This is a genomic window from Streptomyces vietnamensis (assembly GCF_000830005.1).
GTDB lineage: Bacteria > Actinomycetota > Actinomycetes > Streptomycetales > Streptomycetaceae > Streptomyces > Streptomyces vietnamensis.
The window spans coordinates 7,899,827-7,922,691 of sequence record NZ_CP010407.1 but is presented as its reverse complement, the minus strand read 5'-3'; the positions used below and the strand labels follow the sequence as shown (position 1 = coordinate 7,922,691).

17 protein-coding genes are annotated in these 22,865 nt (G+C 73.1%); 13 read left to right on the top strand and 4 right to left on the bottom strand.

Annotated features, from left to right (window positions below):
- The first annotated feature begins 44 nt into the window (after positions 1–44).
- The 6 genes from SVTN_RS35320 (at position 45) to SVTN_RS35295 (ending at position 5,953) form a co-directional block, all read left to right on the top strand.
- On the top strand, positions 45–761 hold the full coding sequence (locus SVTN_RS35320; protein ID WP_041132738.1) for a DUF6882 domain-containing protein: 717 nt from the start codon (positions 45–47) through the stop codon (positions 759–761).
- Between the two features lie 217 nt (positions 762–978).
- A complete protein-coding gene (locus tag SVTN_RS35315; RefSeq protein WP_052499483.1) occupies positions 979–1,701 on the top strand; it encodes a LamG domain-containing protein in 723 nt (240 codons plus the stop codon).
- A gap of 135 nt (positions 1,702–1,836) precedes the next feature.
- Positions 1,837–2,568, top strand: a complete 732-nt coding sequence (locus SVTN_RS35310) for a hypothetical protein (protein ID WP_041132737.1) — start codon at positions 1,837–1,839, stop codon at positions 2,566–2,568.
- A 194-nt stretch (positions 2,569–2,762) separates the two neighbouring features.
- Positions 2,763–3,815: an iron-siderophore ABC transporter substrate-binding protein gene (locus tag SVTN_RS35305; RefSeq protein ID WP_041132736.1), complete on the top strand. Its 1,053-nt coding sequence runs from the start codon at positions 2,763–2,765 to the stop codon at positions 3,813–3,815.
- A gap of 15 nt (positions 3,816–3,830) precedes the next feature.
- Entirely contained in the window at positions 3,831–4,865 is a 1,035-nt protein-coding gene (locus SVTN_RS35300; protein WP_041132735.1) for a FecCD family ABC transporter permease, read from the top strand.
- On the top strand, positions 4,862–5,953 hold the full coding sequence (locus SVTN_RS35295; RefSeq protein ID WP_052499482.1) for a FecCD family ABC transporter permease: 1,092 nt from the start codon (positions 4,862–4,864) through the stop codon (positions 5,951–5,953). Before SVTN_RS35300 ends, SVTN_RS35295 begins: the two co-directional genes overlap by 4 nt.
- 48 nt (positions 5,954–6,001) lie before the next feature.
- Here the strand turns inward: SVTN_RS35295 and SVTN_RS35290 are convergent, their stop codons facing one another.
- Positions 6,002–6,574, bottom strand: coding sequence for a histidine phosphatase family protein (locus SVTN_RS35290; RefSeq protein WP_041132734.1), 573 nt, complete (start codon positions 6,572–6,574; stop codon positions 6,002–6,004).
- Positions 6,575–6,849: 275 nt separating this feature from the next.
- Here SVTN_RS35290 and SVTN_RS35285 point away from each other — a divergent pair, with 275 nt between their 5' ends.
- Positions 6,850–7,077, top strand: a complete 228-nt coding sequence (locus SVTN_RS35285) for a CbtB domain-containing protein (RefSeq protein WP_041132733.1) — start codon at positions 6,850–6,852, stop codon at positions 7,075–7,077.
- Between the two features lie 14 nt (positions 7,078–7,091).
- Positions 7,092–7,940, top strand: coding sequence for a CbtA family protein (locus SVTN_RS35280; protein WP_041132732.1), 849 nt, complete (start codon positions 7,092–7,094; stop codon positions 7,938–7,940).
- A 101-nt stretch (positions 7,941–8,041) separates the two neighbouring features.
- Here the strand turns inward: SVTN_RS35280 and SVTN_RS35275 are convergent, their stop codons facing one another.
- Positions 8,042–12,949 (bottom strand): hypothetical protein, encoded by a 4,908-nt coding sequence (locus SVTN_RS35275; RefSeq protein ID WP_041132731.1) that lies wholly within the window; start codon positions 12,947–12,949, stop codon positions 8,042–8,044.
- 188 nt (positions 12,950–13,137) lie between these two features.
- Here SVTN_RS35275 and SVTN_RS35270 point away from each other — a divergent pair, with 188 nt between their 5' ends.
- Complete coding sequence (locus tag SVTN_RS35270; RefSeq protein ID WP_041132730.1) at positions 13,138–14,163, top strand: LacI family DNA-binding transcriptional regulator; 1,026 nt, start codon at positions 13,138–13,140, stop codon at positions 14,161–14,163.
- 97 nt (positions 14,164–14,260) lie between these two features.
- Here SVTN_RS35270 and SVTN_RS35265 read toward each other — a convergent pair whose 3' ends face one another.
- Positions 14,261–17,035 carry a glycosyl hydrolase gene (locus SVTN_RS35265; protein ID WP_041132729.1) on the bottom strand — a complete coding sequence of 925 codons (2,775 nt, stop codon included), beginning with the start codon at positions 17,033–17,035 and terminating at the stop codon, positions 14,261–14,263.
- A gap of 254 nt (positions 17,036–17,289) precedes the next feature.
- On the opposite strand from SVTN_RS35265, the gene SVTN_RS35260 reads away from it, so the two are divergent.
- From SVTN_RS35260 to SVTN_RS35245, 4 genes are all read left to right on the top strand, one after another.
- Positions 17,290–18,594, top strand: a complete 1,305-nt coding sequence (locus SVTN_RS35260) for an ABC transporter substrate-binding protein (RefSeq protein ID WP_041132728.1) — start codon at positions 17,290–17,292, stop codon at positions 18,592–18,594.
- Positions 18,595–18,792: 198 nt separating this feature from the next.
- Positions 18,793–19,761 carry a carbohydrate ABC transporter permease gene (locus SVTN_RS35255; RefSeq protein WP_041132727.1) on the top strand — a complete coding sequence of 323 codons (969 nt, stop codon included), beginning with the start codon at positions 18,793–18,795 and terminating at the stop codon, positions 19,759–19,761.
- On the top strand, positions 19,758–20,624 hold the full coding sequence (locus SVTN_RS35250; RefSeq protein WP_041132726.1) for a carbohydrate ABC transporter permease: 867 nt from the start codon (positions 19,758–19,760) through the stop codon (positions 20,622–20,624). The genes SVTN_RS35255 and SVTN_RS35250 overlap by 4 nt, the downstream gene beginning before the upstream one ends.
- A 54-nt stretch (positions 20,625–20,678) precedes the next feature.
- A complete protein-coding gene (locus SVTN_RS35245) occupies positions 20,679–22,082 on the top strand; it encodes a GH1 family beta-glucosidase (protein ID WP_041132725.1) in 1,404 nt (467 codons plus the stop codon).
- An 18-nt stretch (positions 22,083–22,100) separates the two neighbouring features.
- Here the strand turns inward: SVTN_RS35245 and SVTN_RS35240 are convergent, their stop codons facing one another.
- The gene (locus SVTN_RS35240) at positions 22,101–22,835 is read right to left on the bottom strand and encodes a hypothetical protein (RefSeq protein WP_159026552.1); all 735 of its coding nucleotides are present in this window, start codon (positions 22,833–22,835) and stop codon (positions 22,101–22,103) included.
- Positions 22,836–22,865: the final 30 nt, after the last annotated feature.

Below are 22,865 nucleotides of genomic sequence, written 5' to 3'. Positions count from 1 at the left end.
CACGGAGCTCGGCCTTCGCGTACGGGACGCATAGGGTCGGACGCATGACGAGCACATTCAGCGAGAACTTCCTCCTCGAAGCCGAACGGCATGCCGCCTGGGGTGCGGCCCAACTCGACGTCCTCGGCGCGTTCCTGCCCGACGGGCCGTGGACCGCGGACCTTCCGTCCTGCGTCTACCGGCAGGGGGACCTCGAGCTGCGCGTGGCCGTGCTCGGCACGTACGACACGGAGGAGCGGTCCTGGATGTGGGGCTGGGCCAATCCGGGGCTGCGGGGCACCGAGGTGGTGGAGCTGCCCGCCGCGATCGCCCGGTACGGGCGGGCGCACGCCATCCCCGAACTGACCGCGGAGGTCCTGGACCTCTCCGGGTTCGACGACCCCCGGCGCGCCGCCGAGATGCTGGCGTTCACCGGGATGGGGGTGGCGGAGGCCCCCGGGTACATCGGCGTTCCCGCCGGGCCCGGGACCCGGGTGTACTTCCTGCCGGACGACGCCCGGGTGCCGCGCGCCGAGCTCGACCCGGTCTCGCTTCCCCGGCTGCTGCTCACGGGTGCCGGACTGATCGGGCACTCCGCGCGGCAGGTCGTCCACGGGTACTTCGACCACCACGGGGTGCCCCAGCGGGCCGAGGGCGACCGGATCGTCGCCGAACTCCCGGCCGGGAACGCCGCCGTGGTCGGTTTCGACGAGCTCGGGCGCATCTCGGGCATCGACGTCGAGGTGCTGCCCGGCGGGGCGCACGCCGGAGCGTTCGGCTGACTCCCCTGATGCTCCCGATTCCCCTGGCTCTCCGCGGGTGGTTCAGCCGTTCGGGAGGATGACCGTCCGGTCATTGAGCCGCCCCTCGTGCAGCCGCTCGTACGCCTCCGCCGAAGTTGACGACTTCTCGCCAACAGGCGACTCCCCCGCGCCGCGCGGCGCAGAGTGGGACGGATCGCCCGTGGGCCGGCGAGGCCCGCGCGAAAGGAGTGGTGCCGTGCTGTCCGACTTCTTCGACCGGCTCCGGCGTGGCGGCAACGGTTCCGGCGGGGGCGGTCCGGCGTCGACCCCCGCGAACCTCGTCCTCGACGCGGACTTCTCCTCCGCCGAGCAGTGGGTCGCGGGCCGTTCGTGGGCCTATCCCGACGGCGGGCCGACGAACCCGGGCGACAACAAGCTCGACCACTTGACGGAGGACCCCTCGTACAGCCGGACGGGGACCTTCCGGGCCACCCGCAGGACCGACGGCCTGTGGGACGCCGGGCTGCTCACGACGGAGGGCAGCGCGGAGGGGTTCCTGGTGCAGGCGGGCGACGTCCTGGAGGCCCGGGTGCGCCTGCCCGTGGAGACGGGTGCCTGGCCGGCGATCTGGACCTGGCTGGACGGCGGCCAGGAGGTCGACGTCTTCGAGTACCACCCCGACAACCCGGACCTCCTGGAGCTGTCGAACCGGGTGCGGGGCCGGTACCTCTACTTCCGGGACCCGGCGGTCCGGCCGGGGGCGTGGGTGGACCTCCGGGTCGAGTTCGGGGCGCGCTCCGTGGTGTGGTGGGTCAACGGGGCGCGCGTCTTCGCCGACCGCCGGGGGGTGGGGCGTTCCTGGCGGGCCCACCTCATCGTGAACCTCTCCGTCTGCGCGGGCCGGTACCACCCGGCGCCCGACCCGGACGCGTCGGAGATGTCGTACGAGGTGGCGGAGCTGCGCGTGTACAGGGACTGAACCGCCGTCCCCTCCTCGTCGTCGACGCGCGCAACGGGCGGGGAAGGGCGCCTCGGGGCGACGGGTGTTGCGTAGGCTCGAACGGAGCGTTCCGCGTACCCCGCACCGCGCCGTCCCTACGACGAGGAGGACCCTGTGAGCACCGCCGGAGAAGGACCGCAGCAGCTGGACGAGGCCAGTGTCCTCAACGCGAAGAGGACACTCCTCCAGCTGCTCGCCCGCGCGGGGGTCTGGTCCGGCGACGCCGAGGAGCTGATCGGGTTCGTCGAGGCGGGCGCGCTGGCCCTCGCGTACGAGGAGATCGGCTCGGCCGGCCGGAGCGCGCCCGACGGGAAGGGCGAGCCGTACGCCTCCGGCTGGCTGGACGGGGCGCGGGCCGTCACCGACGAACTGGGCGCCCTCTCCGAGCGGGCGCTGCGGCGCGCCGTCGCCGCGGATCCGTCGGCCGCCTCTCCGGACGACCGTCCTCCCGTCAACCGGACGGAGCTGGAGCGGACCAACGTGGCGGTCACGCCGCTCTACCTCTCCTTCACCGAGGTCTCCGATCTCGACCCGGAGGTCACCGAGCAGGTGCTCCGGGCCCTCCTCCGCACGATGAGCTCGCGTCAGCGGGCGGGCTACGCGGGGCGGCTGACGGAGTTCACCTCGACCCACCGGGCGCGTCTGGAGCGGCTGTACGCCGAGTACGGGCCCGGCAGCGCGATCGCGATCCACGGCCGGTACTCCCTCATCCACTCCCCCACCAGCGTCGCCGTCCTGGAACGGCTCGCCACGGCGCCGGCGGACCTGCACGAGGAGTGGGACGCCGCCGAGCTGCCGCCGGCGTGGCTGGACGGCCTGACGACGGCGTGGGAGGCGTCTGCCTGACGACGGCGTGGGAGGCGTCGGCCTGACGGCGCTTCACGGGGCGGGCGTACGGGCCCTGGCGATCCGGACCAGAAAAGAATAGGTTAGGCTCACCTAACAAGCGCCTCGCGATAGTCGCCGCCTCGGCATTCCCGTGCCTGGAGGAGCGTCGGGCGGGGCGTCAGCACACCTCTGCCCGGAGACAAGGATCCGCCATGCCTGCTGTGTTCACCCCCCTTCGCCGTCGCGTCCTCGTGGCGGGTGCCGCCGCGGTCTCGCTCGGCCTCATGGTGACCGGGTGCGGCTCGGACGACAAAAAGGACGGGACGAAGGACACGGCGGCCAAGGCTTCGGCAGGGGCGTTCCCCGTCACCATCAAGAGCGCCCTCGGCGAGGCCGTCATCAAGGAGAAGCCGAAGCGCGTCGTCACCCTCGGCCAGGGCTCCGCCGAGACGGCCATCGCCCTCGGCAACGTCCCCGTCGGCATCGAGAGCTACCCGTGGGGCAGCGACAAGACCGGCTACCTGCCCTGGATCCACGACGCCGTGAAGAAGGCCGGCGCCACGCTCCCCAAGCAGTTCGACGGCGGCGAGGAGCTCGACATCGAGGCCATCACCGAGCTGGAGCCCGACGTCATCCTCGCCCCCTGGTCGGGCATCACGCAGAAGCAGTACGACCTCCTCAAGGACATCGCGCCGACCGTCGCCTACCCCGACAAGGCGTGGAGCACCGACTGGGACCAGCAGATCGACATCGTCGCCAAGGCGCTCGGCCGGCCGGAGAAGGCCAAGGAGCTCACCGCCAAGATCGACAAGCAGCTCGCGGACGCCGCCGCCACGCGCCCGAACTACAAGAACGTCACGTTCTCGTACATCTACAACACCGGCCCCGGCACCCTCGGCGTCTTCAAGCCCGAGGAGCAGCGCGTCGCGATGGTCTCCAAGCTGGGCCTCAAGGTCGACCCGGTCGTGAACACCTTCAAGGAGACCGAGGGCACCGACTCCGCCCTCATCGGCCTGGAGAACGCCAACAAGCTCGCCAAGAGCGACATCGCCTTCACGTTCTACACGGACGACAAGTCCCGCAAGGAGATCGAGGCGCAGCCGCTGTACGCGGCCATCCCCGCGGTCAAGAAGGGCGCGCTCGTGTACAGCAACGACCAGCCCTTCGTCACCGCCTCGTCGATGATCAACCCGCTGACGGTGCCGTACAGCATCGAGCGGTACCTCCCGATGATCGACAAGGCCGTCGCCAAGGCCGGGAAGTAGCAGCGGGTCCCGAGCGTGACCACTCTCTCCCGGATCGGGCAGGGCCCCGCCGTCGTACGGCGGGGCCCTGCCCGGCACTTCGCAGCCGCCGCCCTGTGCCTGCTCCTGCTCGCCCTGGCGCTCCTCGCCAGCGTGATGTTCGGCAGCAAGCCGACGTCCGCGTCCGATGTCCTGCGGGTCGTCACCGGTGACGGCGACGGCTATCTCCGTACGGTCGTCGAGAGCCGCTATCCGCGCACCGCGCTCGGCCTGCTCGCGGGCCTCTGCCTGGGCGTCGCGGGCACGCTGATGCAGGGCATCACCCGTAATCCGCTCGCCGAGCCGGGACTTCTCGGCATCAACGCGGGCGCGTCCGCCGCGATCGTCGCCGCGACCGCGTTCCTCGGCGCCTCCGGGCAGCGCGAGAACATCTGGTGGGCCCTCGCGGGCGCCCTGGCGACCGGTGTGGTCGTCCACCTGATCGGCACGGCCGGCGGCGGCAGCGGGCCGGTCCGCCTGGTGCTCGCCGGTGCGGTGCTGTCCGCCGTCCTCGCCGCGTTCATCCAGGCCGTCGCGCTGTCCCGGCCGCAGGTCTTCGACACGTACCGCTACTGGGTGGTGGGTTCGCTCGGCGGGCGCGGCTTCGACGCCTTCTGGGCGGTCCTGCCGTTCGCCGCCGTCGGCTTCGTCCTCGCCGTACTGCTCGCGCCGGCGCTCAACGCCATGGCGATGGGCGACGACAAGGCCGCATCGCTCGGCATCAGCCCCGCGCGCGTCAAGGGCGCGGGACTCCTCGCGGCGACCCTGCTCAGTGCCGCCGCGACGGCCGCCGTCGGCCCGATCGCCTTCGTCGGGCTCGCCGTTCCGCACCTCGTCCGGGTCCTCGTGGGCGCCGACTTCCGGCTGCAGATCCTCTTCACCTCGCTCGTGGGGCCGACGCTGCTGCTGTTCGCCGACGTCATCGGGCGCGTACTGCTCCGCCCGCAGGAGCTCATGGTCGGTGTCGTCACCGCGTTCGTGGGCGCGCCCGCGCTGCTCTTCGCCGTCCGTCGTATGAGGGGAGCGGCATGAAGACCGCCGAGCGGATCGACACCCCGGCCGTGACGACGTCACGGCCCGGACGGCCCGCGGGCCGGAGCCTGCTGCGGATCGGCCCGTGGATCGCGATCCCCGTACGCCGCACCACCGTGATCGCCGCCGTGGTGACGCTGCTGCTGCTCCTCGGGGCGGCCGTGGCGACCCTGTCCCTGGGCAGGTTGGGCATCGACCCGGCCGACCTTCCGTCGGCGCTCATGGGCGAGGCCACCGGCAAGAACGCCTTCGTGCTGAACCGGCTGCGCGGCCCGCGGCTCGTCGTCGCCATCGCCACCGGCGCGGCCTTCGGCCTGTCCGGGGCCCTCTTCCAGTCGGTCACCCGCAACCCGCTGGGCAGCCCGGACGTCATCGGGCTCGGCGCGGGTTCCGGGGCGGGCGCGGCGGCCGCCGCGCTGTTCTTCCCCGACCTCGTGCCGGTGCCCGTCGGCGCGCTGCTCGGTGCGGTGATCGCCATGGCGGTCGTGTACTTCTCCACGGGGACGGGATTCCGCAACCCCGGCCGCCTGGTCGTGTCCGGCATCGGTGTGGCCGCGATGTCCACGGCCCTCACCCAGTACGTGGTCTACGCCGTCGAGCGGGACAAGGCCAGCGCGCTGACCGCGTACATCAACGGAAGCCTCGCCGCCCGCTCCTGGGACGACGCCACGACGATCTGGGTGGTGCTGCTCGTCTGCCTGCCGCTCGCGGCGCTCCTCGCGCGGCCCCTGAGCATCGGCGAGATGGGCGACGAGCTCTCCACCGGTCTGGGTGCCCGCCCGGCCCGTACGGCGACGGCGGCGGTCACGCTGTCGATCGTGCTGTCCGCCGGCGCCGTCAGCGTCGCGGGACCCATCGCCTTCGTCTCCCTGACGGCGCCGCAGATCGCCAAACGGGTCACCCGCAGCGGCGGCCCGCACCTGGTCATGTCGACCCTGCTCGGCGCACTGCTCCTGGTCCTCGCCGACCTCACCGCGCAGCAGCTGCCGCTCTTCGACAACCTCCCGGTCGGCCTGTACACGATGGCCGTCGGAGGGGCGTACCTCGGGTACCTCCTGCTACGGGAGTGGAAGCGACCGGCCGCCTGATCCGTACGCGTCGACGGCCGAGGGGGACCGCTGTTCTCGCGGTCCCCCTCACCGCTGTCCCAGCGACTCCCCCGCGCGCACGTTCCAGCGGCCCGCGCGACCGCTGAGGTGGACGGCGGTCAGCGGACGCACGTCCAGGCGCCAGGCCATGGCGTCCGGTGCCGCGAGGGCGTGGACCATCGCGGCGCGGACCACGTCCGGTTCGACGACGGCGGTGACGCGTCCGCTGCCGTCCGCGAGGCCGTCGAGCCAGGCGCCGACCCGGACGCGCAGCTCGTGCAGGGACTCCCCGCCGTGCGGGGCCGCCGTCGGGTCGGACAGCCAGGCGGAGACCCCTGCCTCCTCGGCGGCGGCGACGGCCGCCAGGGTCTGTCCGCGCCACCGTCCCATCGCGCAGCCGGCGAGCGCGTCCAGCGGCTCCGCGCCCAGGCCCAGAGCCTCCGCCGTGCTGCGGCAGCGCCGGGACGGCGAGGTGTACGCGCGCGGGGACGCCTCGACGGCGGACGCGACGGCCTCGGCGCGGGCGATGCCCGCCGGGTCGAGAGGACCGTCGTCGTCGAACCGGACCTCGCGCAGCGCCTCGCTCGTCGCGGGCGAGATCAGGGTCAACCGCAGTGTCATCGGGATCCTTTGGGACGGGGGAGGGCGGGAGGTCGGGCGGGCGCGCACGAAGAGTGATCCAGGCCTCACACTCTTGGCGGGGGTCGCGGAGCGCGGTACCGTCAGACGACATCTGAACAGCGTGACGACGGCGAGACGGAAGTCCGGTGAGAGTCCGGCACGGTCGCGCCACTGTAAGCCGTGAGGCCCCCAGGGGCACATCACGGCGAGTCAGACCCGTGGACCGTCGTCCTGCACCACCGTCTGGGACGCGAGTTCCCACAGGAGGTTCCATCATGGCCGAGGCCGTCGTCTCCGCTGCTGTTTCCACCCCGTCCGTCGCCGTACCCGCTCCGCTGCCCGTGCGCGCCGTACTGCCCTGGGCCTTCTTCGTCGGGCTCCTCGCGCTGATCGCGCTGTACTTCGTGGGTGCCGAGCAGGGCGCCACCTCCCTCTTCGCCGGCTCCGACGTGCACGAGTGGGTGCACGACGGACGCCACCTGCTCGGTTTCCCCTGCCACTGAGGGGCGACACGCACATGCACGCCTCGACTGTGAGGACCCTGCTGGTCCGCGGCATGCTCGCGGGCCTGATCGCCGGGCTCTTCGCCTTCGCCGTGTCCTACGTGGTGGGTGAACCGCCCGTGAACAGCGCGATCGCCGTGGAGGAGGCCAAGGCCGCCCAGGAGGCCCCGGCCGCCCACGGGGCGCACGCGGGCCACGGGGCACACGCCGGCCACGGTGGCGGTACGGCCGCCGCCGAGGCCGCCGAGGAGGAGGAGGAAGGGGTCAGCCGCACCGTCCAGTCGACCTTCGGCCTCGCCACCGGCGTCCTCGTCTACGGGGTGGCGCTGGGCGGCATCGCCTCCCTGGCGTTCTCCTTCGCGCTGGGCCGCATCGGCCGGTTCAGCCCCCGGGCGACGGCGGCGCTCACCGCGGCCGGCGCGTTCACCACCGTCTATCTGGTGCCGTTCCTCAAGTACCCGGCGACCCCACCGGCCGTCGGGAACCCGGACACCATCGGGAAGCGCACCACCCTGTTCTTCCTGATGATCCTGCTCAGCGTGCTCCTGGGGATCGGCGCCGTGATCGCCGGACGCCGGCTCGCGCCGCGCCTGGGGAACTGGAACGCGACCCTGGCCGCCGGTGCCGGGTTCGTCGTCGTGACGGCCGTCGCCTTCGTCGTCCTGCCGGACAACGAGGACGCCGTCGCGACGGGCTTCCCCGCCGGGGTCCTCTGGGACTTCAGGCTCGCCTCGCTGGCCATTCAGGTGGTCCTGTGGGCGGTGTTCGGGATCGCCTTCGGCATCCTCGCCCAGAAGGCGCTGGCGCCCCGAACGGCCGCCACCGACACGGAGGTACAGCTCGGGGCCCCCGCCGCCGGCTGACCGACGGACGTTCCGACGACGCTGCCCCGCCCACCCCTCGGTGGGCGGGGCAGCGTCGTCAGGGCCCAGGGCCTGTCCGGCGGATCAGGGCCGGACAGGCCCTAGTCGGAGACCCGTTCCCAGGCTTCCTCGAACAGCTCGTGGAGGGGTGCCGTCGGCAGGATCCGTACGAACGGGGAGCGGATCCACTTGTCCCACATCGGCCGCACCAGGTGGGTCGTCAGCTTCACGGTCTCCAGCGGCAGGTGCGGGGCCTTGAGTTCGGTCCAGTCGCCGGGCAGGAACAGGGTCCGGCCGGCCCGTGCCCGCTTGGCCTCCAGGACCGCGCCGGTGGCCAGGAGTTCCGCCCGGACCTCCGTGTGCCGCTTGGTCGACCAGCCGTTCCACCGCCGTACGTTCCGGTCGGTGGGCGCCGCGAGGGTCGCCAGCTGGAGGTACAGGGCCGCCGCGTCCCCGCCCACCCCGAGCTTCACCGCCACCCGGGCGACGAGCTCCGGACAGGAACGGCGCGGATCCGCCTCGTACGCCCCGGCCGGTACGGCTCCGGACAGGGCGCGCCGCACCATCCGCTCGAGACCGCCGCCCGCGAGCAGCGGTGCCACCCGGTCCAGGTCCTCGGCGAGGTCGGTGACCTCACGGACCGCCTGCCATGTCCCGGGGTCGGTGACGGCCGCGGGACGCAGGAAGGCGGTGCCGTAGGGGGCGCACACCACCAGCGGTCCGGAGTCGTACGCGGTCTGCGGATCCGAGCCGTTCTCCGGGTGCCGGGCCACCGGCAGACGCCGGGGCCCGAACCGCTCGGCGATCCGCTCCGGCGTGTCCTTCACGCAGTACTCGGGGAGTTCGAGCAGCAGCTCGGGGCGGTCCAGCTCGGCGCGCAGCCGCTCGTACAGGGCCTGGGCGCCCGCCAGCGCCGGATCGCCGACGGGCCGGTCCGTCCACGCCCACACGAGGGCGCTCGCGATCTCCGTCAGGGCGAGCCCCACCGGGGTGCGGTACGGCAGTTCGGGCCCGGCCTGCGGTACGGCCCGGACCTCCACTCCCCTGCCCTGCCGGGTCGCCGCCAGCTCCCAGCCGGCCGCGGGCACGGTCGCGTCCTCGGCGGCGTCGTAGCCTCCGGCGAGACGCCGGGCCCACACCTCGCCGAGGCCCAGGTCGGCCTCCAGGGCGTCGGCCGTGTCGTCGTCGACGGCGGGCTGCGCCCCGAGGAGCTCCCGCCACACCCCGGCCATCCGCTCCACCGCCGCCTCGATCCCGCCCGGCCGCCACAGCTCGGCCGGGTCGTCGGGCAGGGCGGCGGCCAGGACGGCCCTGCGGCCCGCGCCGCCGAGCCTGGTACGGAGCTCTTCGTACGACTCCGCCGTGAGCGGGGTCGCCTTGTACGGGGCCTTGCGCACGAGGGCCCGGTTCTCCTCCCGGTCGGCCCGGCCGACGAGACCGGCGACGACGAGCCGGGCCACGGACCGTCGTACACCCGTCAGTTCGGCGAAGCGCGCGGCCGCCGACTCCGGGAGCGGGACCGGCCCGTGGGTGTCGACGGCGGCCACGAGGGCCCGCAGCCGCTCGGCGTCGTCCCGCTCCACGCGCACGTGCCGTGCCTCGGTGGCCACACCGGGGACCGGGTCCGCGTGCGGGTTCTCGGCGACGGGCGCCACGAACCACTGCTTCGCGCCGCCGTCCCGTACGCCTGCGGACGCGATGGCCGTGCCGTCCGCGCGCATGAGGTCCACGAACCCGGGGCCGGACGTCCTCCCCGCCCACCAGCGGCTGCCCGCGCGGGCGAACGGCTGGTCGGCCCAGGTGTCCAGGAGCGCGAGGAGAGCGGCCCGGTCGGCGTCCGGGGTCGGTGCGACCGCCGCCCGCCAGGCGACGGCGTCGATCGCGCCGAGGAGCTGCGACCAGTCGTGCGGCGGGGCGGGCGGCGAGAGCCGGCGCACCTCCTCGACGATCGTCCCGGCCAGGCAGGAGCCGTCGGCGGCGAGCGCGGTCAGCGTCGCCGGCAGGGCCACGTCGGGGGTCCGCCGCCACTGGTCGGGCTCGCCGGTGTCGACGAGGCCGTGCAGCGCGGGGACGAGTGCGGTGTCCGGCACGGACCGGCGGAGCCGCACGGGCGGCGCCTCGGCGAGCAGGGTGACGCGCCGGTGCAGGGCACGCCGCCGCTCCTCCACCCGGGCGGCCCGCTCGGCCACCGCGACGACGGCCTCGACCAGGACGGGATCGGTGACGTCCGGCAGCTCGCGCGCGACGACCGAACGGAGCGCGGACGTGCCGTGGGAGGCGGTCGGGCGGTCGGAGGTGGCCGGACGGTCGGAGGCGGCCGGACGGTCGGAGGCGGCCGGGCGGTCAGAGGCGGTCGCGCCGACGGAGGCGGCCACATCGCCGAAGGCGGCAGCATCGCCGAAGGCCGCCTCATCGCCGGAGGCCGCCGTGCTCTCGGCGGCTGCCGTGAGCAGCGCTTCCGCCGTCTCGCGGCTCACGTTGCGCAGCGCCCTGGACCCGGCCGCGTCCCGGGTGCGGAGCAGGTACCAGAAGGCCGGGGGCAGGGCCACGCCCCCGGACACGGTGACGCGCCGGACCGGCCCCACCCGGGGGTGCCGGGGCGAGTGGTGGCCGTCCAGCTCCCACAGCAGGACGCCGTCGGCGGTGTACGCGCGCACGCCCGTCCGCGTCTCGGCCTCGGCGAGGACCACGTCCTCCACGGCGCCCTCCGGCGGCGCCCACAGGGCCCAGGGCTTCTGCCCCTGCCGGTCGACGGCGAAGCGGGCCGTGCGCCCGTCGATGCTCTGCAGCAGGTAGTGGTCGGGCGCGGGGTCTCGGTGCGGGGTGCGGAACAGGATCCGGGTCCCGACGAGGCCGTCCCTGCTGCCGAGCGGGGAGTCGGCCAGACCGGCGGGCAGCGGTGCGAGGTGGAGGGCCTCGACGGCCAGGGCCATGCCCGCCTCGGACGGTTCCGTCGCCGGGTCGGCACTCGCGGGGCGACCGGGGAAGTCGGGCACCTCGGCGCCGCCCGTCGGCTCACCGGTGACCGGGTCCACGGCCTCCCACGGGCGCCGCCTGTACACGCCGTTGGTCCAGATCCGGGTTCCGTCGCCGAGCTGCAGTTCGTTGCTGTCGATGCCTTCGGTGCCGCCCGGCCGAAGCGCGCGGAGGCCGCCGTGGCGCCCTCCCCCGTCGGCGGTCTCGAACTGGAAGCCGTAGGCCCCGTCCAGCTTCCCGCCGTAGGGCACGAGGCCGCCCTGCTCGTCCGGCGTGAACGGCTCCTCGGGCCGGTCCGCCCAGCAGGCGGTGTCGCAGAAGTACGGATCCGGCTTGACCGACCAGCTCACCAGGAAGGATCCGCCGACGTAGTGGACGGCGTACATCGTCGCGTCGTCCGGCACCGTGAACCGGCAGGAGGCCCGCACCCCGTCCGGGTCGACGGCGACGGCCCGGTCGGCCCCGAACACGGTGAGCACGGGCCAGGTGCAGGTCACTCCGGCGACACCGGGCACGGGCCCGATGGCATCGGCATCGGCATCGGCGGACTCCGCTTCGGCGGCGAACTCCGCGTACACCGACTCGAGCGCCGGCCAGGCCAGTTCCTCCGGAAGCCCGGCCGCGAGCGAGCGGCGCAGCGCGCCCGCCGCGCTCGTCGCCCCGAGGGCGTCGGCGATCCCGCCGAGCGCCGTCACGGTCGGCCGGTCGAGGAGGGTCTCCAGCTCGGCCACGGACTCCTCGGCGCCTGCCATGCCGCCGCCCCCGACCGTGTCGACGAGCCTGCCGACGCGTCCGGCCACCTCGTGGGCGATGCCTTCGTTGCCCGGAAGCAGCGTCACGGCCGATCCGGGCTGCCGTCCGCGCGCCATGTGCCAGTTCGGCAGCAGGTTGGCGTGCACGGTCCCCTCCAGGCGGGGGCCGAACACGGGGTCGGCGGCGAGCGCGGCGAGGTCGCGCCGGGACTTCTCGCCCCAGAACCGCATCCGGACGTCGGGGCCCGGGTCGACGACCGTGACCCCGGCCGCGAGGCAGGCGTCGAGGACGTCCGCGTCGAAGCCCTGGTAGTGGTGGCGGGTGGTGTGCAGGGTGACGGGTGCGCCCTCGGCCCGCAGTCGGGGCCCCAACCGGCCGATGAGATCGAGCAGTTCCCCCGGAAGCGGCTGTCGTGCGACGCCACCGCCCGACTGGAGGGCGTACTGGTACATGCGGACGAAGGTGCCGAGCCACTGGTGCAGCCCGCCCTCCGGGACGACCCGGCCGGCCTCCATCGCCCCGGTCGTGCCGCAGCCGATCAGCAGCCGCAGCCACGCGCCGCCGTCGGTGGCCCCCTCGGGGAAGACCTCCACGAGCCCGGCCGCGATCGTGTCCGTCGGCGGATGGGCCATCAGAATCGGTGCGGCCGCCGTCAGCAGGGCGTCCGGCACGGTCTTCTTCCGGGTGGCCGAGAGGATCGTGCCCACGAGCCGGGCGACCTCCGCGTCACCGAGCCCGGCCGTCTTGGCGGAGGCCCGTACCCGGCGCACCAGGTCCGCCGGCAGGTCGGCGGGCGAGCCCGCCCAGGCGGTGAGGAAGGCCTCCAGGGCGGTGTGCGCCGCCGCCGGCTCCAGCGTCTCAGCGAGGAACCGCTGATGGGCACCGAACTCCTTGGCGGGCATGGCCCCGCCCCGGGCGAACAGCAGCCCGTTGGCCCGGCGATAGGCGGCGTCGACGGGCAGCCCGTGCTGGGCCTCGGCCGCCCGCGCCGCCGCGTACGCCCGCCCGCCCGGCCTGCTCCCGTAACCGATCAGCCGGTGCCCCACGGTGTCCCAGAACCACGGCAGATGCGCCGGCGGCAGCTGCCGCGCCCGCCGCGCCATCGCGTCGACGAACGCGCCGGGCTTGGTCCAGGACCGGTTGAGCTCGGCCCCCATGTCCTGGACCAGCGCACGCGCGCTCTCGACCGCGCCCGGGTCGTGGGCGGCGACCCAGTCGGCGTAGGTGGTCGACAGGTGCGTACCGGTGGTGGGCAGCAGGGCATCCAGCGAGACGATCATGCCTGGGATCGTCGCACGCCCCACTGACACCGCCCCGGGCAGCGGGTGTTCACCCGCCACTCGGATCTTGGGAGCGCTCTCAACAAGTGCGGGCTGCAGATATCCTGGTCCGCGCAGGACCGCACACCACCCGTCGGACACGCACACCGCACACCCCGTCCAGCCGCCGCAGTCGAGGAGCGCACGCCTTGCCCGAGCAGACCACGGGGCCCCGCCCCACGCTGGAAGCCGTCGCCTCGCGCGCCGGGGTCTCGCGCGCCACGGCCTCCCGGGTCGTCAACGGGGGCGCGGGCGTGCGCGCTCCCCTGGTGGAGAAGGTGCGCAGGGCCGTCGAGGAGCTCGGTTACGTCCCGAACCACGCGGCCCGCACCCTGGTCACCCGGCGCAACGGCGCCGTGGCCGTGATCATCGCGGAGCCCGAGTTCCGGGTCTTCTCGGACCCGTTCTTCGAGCAGCAGGTGCGGGGGATCAGCCGGGAACTGACCGCGTACGACGCCCAGTTGGTGCTGTTGTGGGTGGAGGGTCCCGGGGACCACGAGCGGATCTCGCGCTATCTCGGGGGCGGGCACGTCGACGGCGCGCTGGCGTTCTCGCTGCACAGCGACGACGCGCTGCCGTCCGTGATCGAGCGGGCCCGGATCCCGGTGGTCTTCGGCGGGCGGCCCGCCCCGGGGACGGATCCGGCCGTGCCGTTCGTCGACTGCGACAACCGGGGCGGCGCCCGGGAGGCGGTGCGGCACCTGGTGGGGCTCGGGCGGCGGAACATCGCGCACATCTCGGGTCCCGCCGACCAGACGTCCGCGATCGACCGGATCCACGGCTACCGGGACGTCCTCCTGGACGCCGATCCCGGGCTGCTGCGCCGGGGCGACTTCACGGAGGAGAGCGGCGCCCGTGCGATGGCGGAGCTCCTCGACCGGCGGCCGGACGTCGACGGCGTGTTCGTCGCCAACGACCTGATGGCGTCGGGGGCGTTGCGGATCCTGCGGGAGCGCGGGCTGCGGGTGCCGGAGGACGTGGCGGTCGTCGGCTTCGACGACATGGTCTCGGTCGTCGAGCGGACCACTCCCGCGCTCACCACCGTCCGCCAGGACATCGAGGGCATGGGCCGGCTGATGGTGAAGCTGCTCATGCGGCTGCTCGACGGGACCGGTCCCGAGGTCCCGGCCTCCGTGATCACCCCGACCTCGCTGGTCCGCCGCGCCTCCGCCTGACGCCGTAAGGGAAAGCGGCGGGCCCGGGTGGCGTCGCGTACGGAAAAACGGCGGGCCCGGGTGGCTTTCCCGGGCCCGCCGCCTTCCCACCCGGGGGTCAGTCGTACGGGATGACGAGGACGGACCGGTCCGTGCCCGTCTGGAGCCGTGAGTCGCCGTTCCCTATCGCGCTCCAGACCTCCAGGCGGACCGTTCCGCCGCGCAGGTCGCCGAGCGTGCCGGTGGCGGACTTCAGGCCGCGTGTCTGGTTGTACTCCTCCCAGCCGGTGACCGGGTCCGTCGCGAAGTACTGGTAGGTCTCCGTCCGGTCGAAGGTGCCGTCGCCGGTGAGGTCGTAGCTGATACGGGCCTGCTGGCCGAGGCCGACCACCGTTCCGGCGTCCACCTGGAGGCGGAAGGCGGTCGAACCGCCGGGCCTGAGCGTGCCGTTGACGTTCCTCGCCTCGTAGACGAGCGGCCGGTTCGGGGTGCCGTCGTGGTTGGCGCCCTGCGCCGAGGCGATGGTGTCGCTGCCCGCCGTGGCTCCGGTGGCCGTGGTGAGGGTGCCGCCGGTGCGGAGCTGGAAGGTGTTTCCCGTGGAAGGGCCGGGGCCGGGGCCGGGGTCGGTGCTGCCCGTTCCGGTGCCGGTCGCGGTGGAGCGGGCGGGGACCGTGAGGGACTTTCCGTCGGAGAAGGTGACCGTGCGGGCGGTCGTGCCGTGGTTGTGGGCCACGTAGGTGCGGGTGGTGCCCTTCAGGAAGACGGCGGAGGTGGGGATGGAGCCGGTGACCGTGGCGTCGGGGGCGCCGAGGGTGTCCAGTGCCGTGAGCCAGTGGTAGGTGTGGGCCTTCGACTCCCCCGCCTCCGGGGTGTAACCGGCGTTGCCCGCGTCCCATTTGGCCTTGGCGGCGCCGGGGTCGGCGAGGGACTGGAACTCCCAGAGGATGTCGCGCCATTCGACGGCGGGGCCGCCGTTCTCGCGTTCCATCTCGGCGATGTTGCGCCGGACGGCGTCCTTGCGTCCGGCGAGCTGGAGCGAACCTCCGGTCACCGGGAGGACGTTGATGCCGTGGATCTCCTCCGGGTTCGCGGTCCACCAGGTGGAGTAGGCGGCGCCGCTGCCCCACACCATGCCGACGGTGTCGTGCTGGAAGGAGCCGGGGAAGACCTGCTGGTCGGCGTCGAACCAGTACTGGGCGACGGCCTCGCCCTCGGTGGTGAGGAGGTACGTGCCGAGGTCGCGCAGTGACGTGTCACCGGTGGCCGAGCCCCAGAGGACGAGGGCGGCGCTGAGGTTGGTCGACTCCGAGGAGGACTCCTGGTTGTTGCCGGCGGCGAAGCCCTGGTGGCCGCTGGCCCAGCTGTGTCCGGCGTAGACGTCGAAGCCGCGCAGGAAGGGGAAGGCGCTGTCGGTGCGGCTGGGGTTGGCGGTGTCGCGGACCAGGGTCTTGACCATGGCGCCCCACGCGGAGTCGGCGGCCCAGGCAGGGTCGTACTGGGCGACGATCGCGGCCGCGTACACGTAGTAGCCGTAGTGGAAGTGGTGGTCGTTGAGTTCGGTGTCGCTGCCGTAGGAGGCCGGGTAGCCGATGAGGGTCTTCCAGGACTGGTCGTACGAGAACTCGTTGGCGCCGCCGGCCGTGAACCAGTCCTGGAGGCGGCCCTTGATCAGCCCGAGGAGCTTGTCGCGGATCGCGCCCTCGCCGATCTGGTCGGCGAGGGGGACGAGTTGGGCGAGCTTGCCGAGGGCCTTGCCGGTCCAGTACGTGTCGACGGCTCCGGAGAAGGGGTCGGCGGAGTTCGCCACCTCGTTCAGGTAGCCGCGCAGCCTGGCGGGGTCCACGCCGGCGCCCGGGAGTCCGGGCAGGGTGGCGGCGGCCTGCTGGGAGGTCGTGAAGGAGGCGGACTCGCGGACCTTCATGGTGCCGCGCGGCGAGACGTACGTGTACGGGGTGAGCGGATCGGTGGTGTGCAGCCACTGGTGGCGGTAGAGCGCCTGGAGGGTGCCGCGTTCGGTGCCCTCCTTCGCCTCGGTGGTGAGGCTGTAGGTGGCGCGGACGGTCCCCGCGTCGTAACTCCAGTTCACCGTCGACCCGGTGACGAAGCTGTACGCGTACTTCCGGTAGGTCGCGAGGGCGTCGGTGGAGGGCAGGACGGCGACGGAGAAGTAGTCCTTGCCGCCGAGACCGGCGGTGACGGTCGAGCCGGAGACGTTCCAGTCGGTGCCGGTGGGCGCGAAGAGGGCGTAGTGGTGGCCCGCGACGGTGATGCCGAGGACGTTGCCCTGGTCGGCGAAGACGGTGGGCGCCTCGGCGGTGGTGATGCGGGCGTCGCCGCCGGTGCCCCTGGCGTACACGAAGGGCAGGCCGTGGCCGATGGTGGTGCGCAGGGTGCGGGTTCCGTCGGACCAGTAGGGGGTGACGGTCCAGTCGGACCAGGCGTCGGCCCTGGTGTCGGGCGAGTTGAGGCCGGTGAGGCCGAGGGTGAGGTCGCGCTTGTGGGCGAACTCGTACTGGCGTCCGTCACCGACGATCGCGGGGCTGGTCGGGTAGCCGATCTCCAGGCCGCCGGCGACGGCCTGGTAGGTGAGCGGGTGGCCGTACATGGGGGTGGAGTACGGGTTGTCCCCGTACCGCTGGAAGGCGAGCGAGGACCACCAGTCGTTGGTGGGGACCGGCTTCCCCTGGGCGGCGGGGGTGACCTTGGGCGTGACCGGGGTGCCGGTGTTGGTGGTGGGTCCCGAGGTGCCGGCGGGGCGGGTGTCGGAGTAACTTCCGGCGCCCGTCGGGACGGTGGCCGCCGCCGCGGGACCGGCGGCGGGGCCGATTCCCAGGGCGGCGAGGGCGGAGACCAGGACCAGCACGGCGGCCGGCCTGCTGCGGGGGGCTGGCATGAAGGAGCACCTCATGTCGTCGAGGGGTGGGGGGTGTGCGGCGAAGAGGGTGAGAGCGCTCTCAGATCGCCGGAAACGTAAAACCCGCGAAACGACTGTGTCAATGGGTTGAACATAGAAGGGAGTTGAGCGCTCCTCCCGTCCGATGCTCCTTCGAGTCTTGACGGATACGCCTCTTCACGGGCACGCTCCCCCCGCAGACTTGAGAGCGCTCTCAGAGACTCTCGCTCGCTCCGGAGCCAAGGAGGCTTCCCATGACCGTCACCCGCGCCGCCAAGAGAACCGCCGCCCGCCTGGGGGCGGTCGTGCTCACCGGGGCACTGCTCGCCGCCTGCGGAAGTTCGACGGACGGCGCGTCGGGGGACGGCGCCGGTGGCGAGGTCACGATCACCGTGGACCTGTTCGGCTCCTTCGGATACAAGGAGGCCGGGCTGTACGCGGAGTACGAGAAGCTCCACCCCGGTGTCACGATCAAGCAGACGGACACCGAGGACGAGGCCGACTACTGGAAGTCTCTCCAGACCCGGCTCGCCGGCGGCGGTGGCCTCGCCGACGTGCAGGGCATCGAGGTCGGCCGGATCGCCTCCGTCGCCAAGGAGCAGGCCGAGCGGTTCGAGGACCTCAGGAAGTACGGGGCGGACGCGCTCGAGGAGCAGTTCGCCCCGGCCAAGTGGGCCGCCGCCACCGGCGGGGGCGGCGAGGTCCTCGGCCTCGGCACGGACGTCGGCCCGGAGGCCCTCTGCTACCGCGCGGACCTGTTCAAGCAGGCCGGACTGCCCACCGACCGCGAGGAACTGGCGAAGAAGTGGGCCACCTGGGACGGCTACCTGGAGCTCGGGAAGCAGTACAAGGCCAAGGCCCCGGGCAAGCACGCGTGGATCGACAGCGTCGGCAGCCTGTACTCCATCATGATCGGGCAGGAGAAGGAGCGGTACTACGACGCCTCCGGCAAGCTCATCTGGCAGGACAACCCCGCCCTGCGCACCGCCTGGGACCACTCCGTCGAGGCCGCGCGGAGCGGGCTGAGCGCCAAGCTCGACCAGTGGTCCCCGCAGTGGAACCAGGCCTTCGCCGCCGGTTCGTTCGCCACGATCCCCTGCCCCGCCTGGATGCTCGGCTACATCAAGGGCCAGGCCGGTGACGCCGGCAAGGGCAAGTGGGACGTCGCCGCGCTCCCCGGCGGCGCCGGCAACTGGGGCGGCTCCTACCTGGCCGTGCCGAAGGCCGCGCGGCACAAGAAGGAGGCGTACGAGCTGATCAAGTGGCTCACCGCGCCCGAGCAGCAGACCCGGCTCTTCGAGAAGCAGGGCAACTTCCCCTCGGCCACCGGCGCGATCGAGAAGGTCGCCGGCGCGAAGGACGCGTACTTCTCCGGCGCCCCGATCGGGAAGATCTTCGGCGACGCGGCGAAGGCGGCCCCGGTCCAGGTGCTCGGCGTGCACGACCAGAACATCGCCCAGCAGATCACCAACGCGCTGAGCGAGGTCGAGCGCAAGGGCACGTCGCCCGAGGAGGCCTGGTCGAACGCGAAGAAGGGCGTCGAGAACACCCTCGGCTGACGCGAGCCGCCCGGCGCCCGCCCCGCGCCACCCTGAACGCCCGCGCCACCCCGAATGCCCGCGTCTTCCCGAAGGCCCGCACCGCCCCGAACGCCCGCGCCACCCCGAACGCCGGCGTCTTCCCGAAGGCCCGCGCCTCCCCGAACGCCCGCGCCGCCCCGACTCCCCCGCCCCGCTCTCCCACCGAAGGGCCGCACCGTGACCCTCGCCGCATCCCAGGCACCACCGGCCCCACCGCGCGCCGCCGCCCCGCCGCCCCGGCCTGGGCCCGCCCGGCGGGCCTGGCGGACGGTCTCGCCGTACGCCTATCTCGCCCCGTTCTTCACCCTGTTCGCCGCCTTCGGCCTCTTCCCGCTGCTCTACACGGCCTTCGTCTCCCTCTACCGGGTCGAGCTCCAGACCCCCGGCGACATGGAGTGGCGCGGCCTCGGCAACTACACCGCGCTCCTCGGCGACGCGTACTTCTGGGTCGCGCTGCGCAACACCTTCACCATCGGCGTCCTGTCGACCGTGCCGCAGCTGGTGATGGCCCTCGGCCTCGCGCACCTGCTGAACTACCGCATGCGCGGCCGCACTTTCCTGCGGACGGCGGTCCTGCTGCCGTACGCGACCTCGGTCGCCGCCGCCACCCTCGTCTTCGCCCAGCTCTTCGGCCGGGACTTCGGGCTGGTCAACTACGGGCTCGGCCTCATCGGCATCGATCCCGTCGACTGGCAGAACGGCACGGTCGCCTCGCAGATCGCCGTGTCCACGGTCGTCATCTGGCGCTGGACCGGCTACAACGCGCTGATCTACCTGGCCGGCATGCAGTCCATCCCCGACGAGCTGTACGAGGCCGCCGCGATGGACGGGGCCTCGCGGTGGCGCCAGTTCTTCCACGTCACGCTGCCGGGCCTTCGGCCCACCATCCTCTTCACCGTCGTCGTCTCCACGATCGGCGCGACCCAGCTGTTCGGCGAGCCGCTGCTCCTCGAAGGCTCTATCTCGGGCGGCATCTCGCACCAGTACCAGACCCTCGGCCTCTACCTGTACGAGCAGGGCTGGGGCTTCTTCCACCTGGGGCGGGCCGCCGCCATCGCCTGGGTGATGTTCCTGCTCATCGTGGTGCTCGTCGGGCTCAACGCCCTGATCGCGCGCCGCCGTTCCCGCAAGGAGGCCGGCCGATGACCGCGCTGGTCCGCCCGGCACGGACCGGCCCCTCCCGGGCCGGCCGCACCCTGCACGCCGGGCCGCTCGCCCACACGATCCTGATCGTCGCCGTACTGTTCTCCGCCTTCCCCTTCTACTGGACGGTCGTCGCCGCGAGCCGTTCCAATGCCGACCTGGCGAAGGTCCCTCCGGCCCTGCTGCCGGGCCCGCACCTGATGCGCAACTTCGAGGCGGTCCTCGAAGAGGCCGACATCGGCAAGGCGCTCCTGAACTCGCTCCTCGTCTCCGGGTCGATCACCCTCGGCACCGTCCTGTGCTGCACGCTCGCCGGCTTCGCCTTCGCCAAGCTCCGCTTCCGGGGCCGGGGCGCGCTGCTCGCGGTCACCGTGGGCACCATGATGATCCCGCCGCAGCTGGGGGTGATCCCGCTGTTCATGCTGATCGCCGAGCTCGGCTGGGTGAACCAGCTCCAGTCGGTGATCCTGCCGGGCCTGGTGTCGGCGTTCGGGGTGTTCTTCATGCGGCAGTACCTGGTGCAGTCGCTGCCGGACGAGCTGATCGAGGCGGCCCGGGTCGACGGCGCGTCCACGGCGAGGATCTTCTGGTCGATCGTGGTGCCGATCGCCCGGCCCGGCATGGCCGTGCTCGGCCTGCTGACCTTCATGGCCGCGTGGAACGACTTCTTCTGGCCCGTCGTCGCGCTCTCCTCCTCCGAGCCCACCGTCCAGGTCGCGCTGCGCCAGCTCGGCGGCGGCTACGTCCACGACCAGTCCGTGATCATGGCGGGAACCCTGCTCGGGACCCTGCCGGTGCTGCTCGTCTTCGGCCTCCTCGGCCGGCAGATCGTCGGCGGGATCATGCAGGGCGCCGTCAAGGGCTGACGCCCGCGCCTCCTCCCCCTCCACCACCCTCTCACTCCAGGGAGTCACCGTCCCATGACCGCGCTCGACGCCCGCTCCGGCCCCACGACCGCTCTCCGCTTCCCCGAGGGTTTCCGCTGGGGCACGGCCACGGCCGCGTACCAGATCGAGGGGGCCGCCGCCGAGGACGGCCGCACCCCCTCGATCTGGGACACCTTCAGCCGTACGCCCGGAAAGGTGCGCAACGGCGACACCGGCGACATCGCCGCCGACCACTACCACCGGGTCGACGAGGACGTCGCCCTGATGCGGCGGCTCGGGGTGACCGACTACCGCTTCTCGGTCGCCTGGCCCCGGGTCCAGCCCACCGGGCGCGGCCCGGCCGTCCGCAAGGGCCTGGACTTCTACCGGCGGCTCGCCGACACGCTCCTGGAGGCCGGTATCCGGCCGGTGGTGACGCTCTACCACTGGGACCTGCCGCAGGAGTTGGAGGACGCGGGCGGCTGGCCGCACCGGGAGACGGCGTACCGCTTCGCCGAGTACGCGGGGATCATGGCGGACGCCCTCGGTGACCGGGTCGCCACCTGGACCACGCTCAACGAGCCCTGGTGCGCGGCCTTCCTCGGCTACGGCCAAGGCGTGCACGCGCCGGGCCGGACCAGCGACCTCGCCGCGCTGCGCGCCGCGCACCACCTCAACCTGGCGCACGGCCTCGCGGCCCGGACGCTGCGCGGTGCGCTGCCCGGTGCGGCGGAGGTGTCCCTGACCCTCAACCTCCATGCCGTACGGGCGCGTTCGCAGACTCCTGAGGACCTGGACGCGGCCCGCCGGATCGACGCGGTCGGGAACCGGATCTTCCTGGACCCGGTCTTCCACGGCCGGCTCCCCGAGGACCTGGTCCGCGACACGGCGGCCGTCACGGACTGGTCGTTCGTCCGGGACGGCGATCTGGCGACGGCGGCCGCGCCGATCGACTCGCTGGGCATCAACTACTACTCCCCGGCGGTCGTCGCGGCGGGCAGCTCGGAGTCGCCGTCGCCGTGGGCGGGCGCCGAGCGGCACGTACGGTTCGAGCCGGCGCCCGGGCCGCGGACGGCCATGGACTGGCCGGTGGACGCGGACGGGCTGCACGGGCTCCTGGTCCGGCTGCGGGACGAACTGCCGGGCGTACCGCTGGTCATCACCGAGAACGGCGCGGCGTACGACGACTACGCCGACCCGTCGGGGAACGTGAAGGACCCGGAGCGGGTGGCGTATCTGCACGCGCACCTGGCGGCGGTGCACCGGGCGCTCGCGGACGGGGCTGATGTGCGGGGCTACTTCCTGTGGTCGCTGCTCGACAACTTCGAGTGGGCGTACGGCTACAGCAAGCGGTTCGGCATCGTGCACGTGGACTTCGCGACGCAGCGCCGGACCCTGAAGGACAGTGCCCGCTGGTACGCGGAGGTGATCGCCCGGGGCGGCCTCGGGGAGGCCTGAGACCGCCCGGCCGGGCCCCTACTTCTTCAGCGCGCCGGCGACGAAGTCCTGGGTGAGCCTGGCGGCCGAGTCGACCGGGACGTACTGGTCGTCGAACGGGAAGAAGTCGAGGACTCCGGCCGCCCCGTAGTTCGCCCAGAGACAGGTCGTCATCGGGAAGGTGTCGGTGACGTTCTGCCGGCACTTCACGACGAGGGAGCTGCTGGTGACGGTCTTCGGGGCGCCGGTGAGGTTGCGGCCGTAGTCCTTCGCCAGGTCCATGGACGCGTCGAAGATGCGGTTCAGGGAGGCGGTGGGGTCGGGCACGTCCTCGTACAGGTGGGTCCTGGCGGTGAACGTGGGCGCCGAGGCCGACATGGTGCCCTTGCGGAGGACGTTGCGGGGGCTGCCGAAGCAGGACACCTCGTCGGCGACGTCCTGGCCGTCGCCCTCGATCTCCTTCAGGCCGTCGTCGCCGGTGACGCTCATGTCGAGGTCGCTGCCGAAGTGGAAGCCGCCGTCGCCCTCGTCGCAGACGAGGCCTTCCATCGTCGGCACGGCGACGGTGGTGTAGCGGGTGCCGGGGTCGGCGGCGAGCTTCTCCGCCTCTGCCTGCCCGCTGGAAGGATTCTTCGCCTCTGCCTGCCCGTTGGAGGGCTTCGCCGCGGTCGGCTTGTCGGCCGGCCGTGTGGCGTCCGCCGGTCCCCCGGAACCGCAGCCCGCCACCGCGGACGCCAGTACGACCGCGGCGACGACCGCCCTCACCCTGTTCACGTGCTGATACCCCCGGGAATGCGCGATGTT

Bases quoted from the DNA above. Each gene is read 5' to 3' on its own strand.
- SVTN_RS35275 (WP_041132731.1), bottom strand. From the start codon at position 12,949: ATGATCGTCTCGCTGGATGCCCTGCTGCCCACCACCGGTACGCACCTG.
- SVTN_RS35320 (WP_041132738.1), top strand. From the start codon at position 45: ATGACGAGCACATTCAGCGAGAACTTCCTCCTCGAAGCCGAACGGCAT.
- SVTN_RS35290 (WP_041132734.1), bottom strand. From the start codon at position 6,574: ATGACACTGCGGTTGACCCTGATCTCGCCCGCGACGAGCGAGGCGCTG.
- SVTN_RS35305 (WP_041132736.1), top strand. From the start codon at position 2,763: ATGCCTGCTGTGTTCACCCCCCTTCGCCGTCGCGTCCTCGTGGCGGGT.
- SVTN_RS35265 (WP_041132729.1), bottom strand. From the start codon at position 17,035: ATGCCAGCCCCCCGCAGCAGGCCGGCCGCCGTGCTGGTCCTGGTCTCC.
- SVTN_RS35260 (WP_041132728.1), top strand. From the start codon at position 17,290: ATGACCGTCACCCGCGCCGCCAAGAGAACCGCCGCCCGCCTGGGGGCG.
- SVTN_RS35295 (WP_052499482.1), top strand. From the start codon at position 4,862: ATGAAGACCGCCGAGCGGATCGACACCCCGGCCGTGACGACGTCACGG.
- SVTN_RS35280 (WP_041132732.1), top strand. From the start codon at position 7,092: ATGCACGCCTCGACTGTGAGGACCCTGCTGGTCCGCGGCATGCTCGCG.
- SVTN_RS35250 (WP_041132726.1), top strand. From the start codon at position 19,758: ATGACCGCGCTGGTCCGCCCGGCACGGACCGGCCCCTCCCGGGCCGGC.
- SVTN_RS35245 (WP_041132725.1), top strand. From the start codon at position 20,679: ATGACCGCGCTCGACGCCCGCTCCGGCCCCACGACCGCTCTCCGCTTC.
- SVTN_RS35285 (WP_041132733.1), top strand. From the start codon at position 6,850: ATGGCCGAGGCCGTCGTCTCCGCTGCTGTTTCCACCCCGTCCGTCGCC.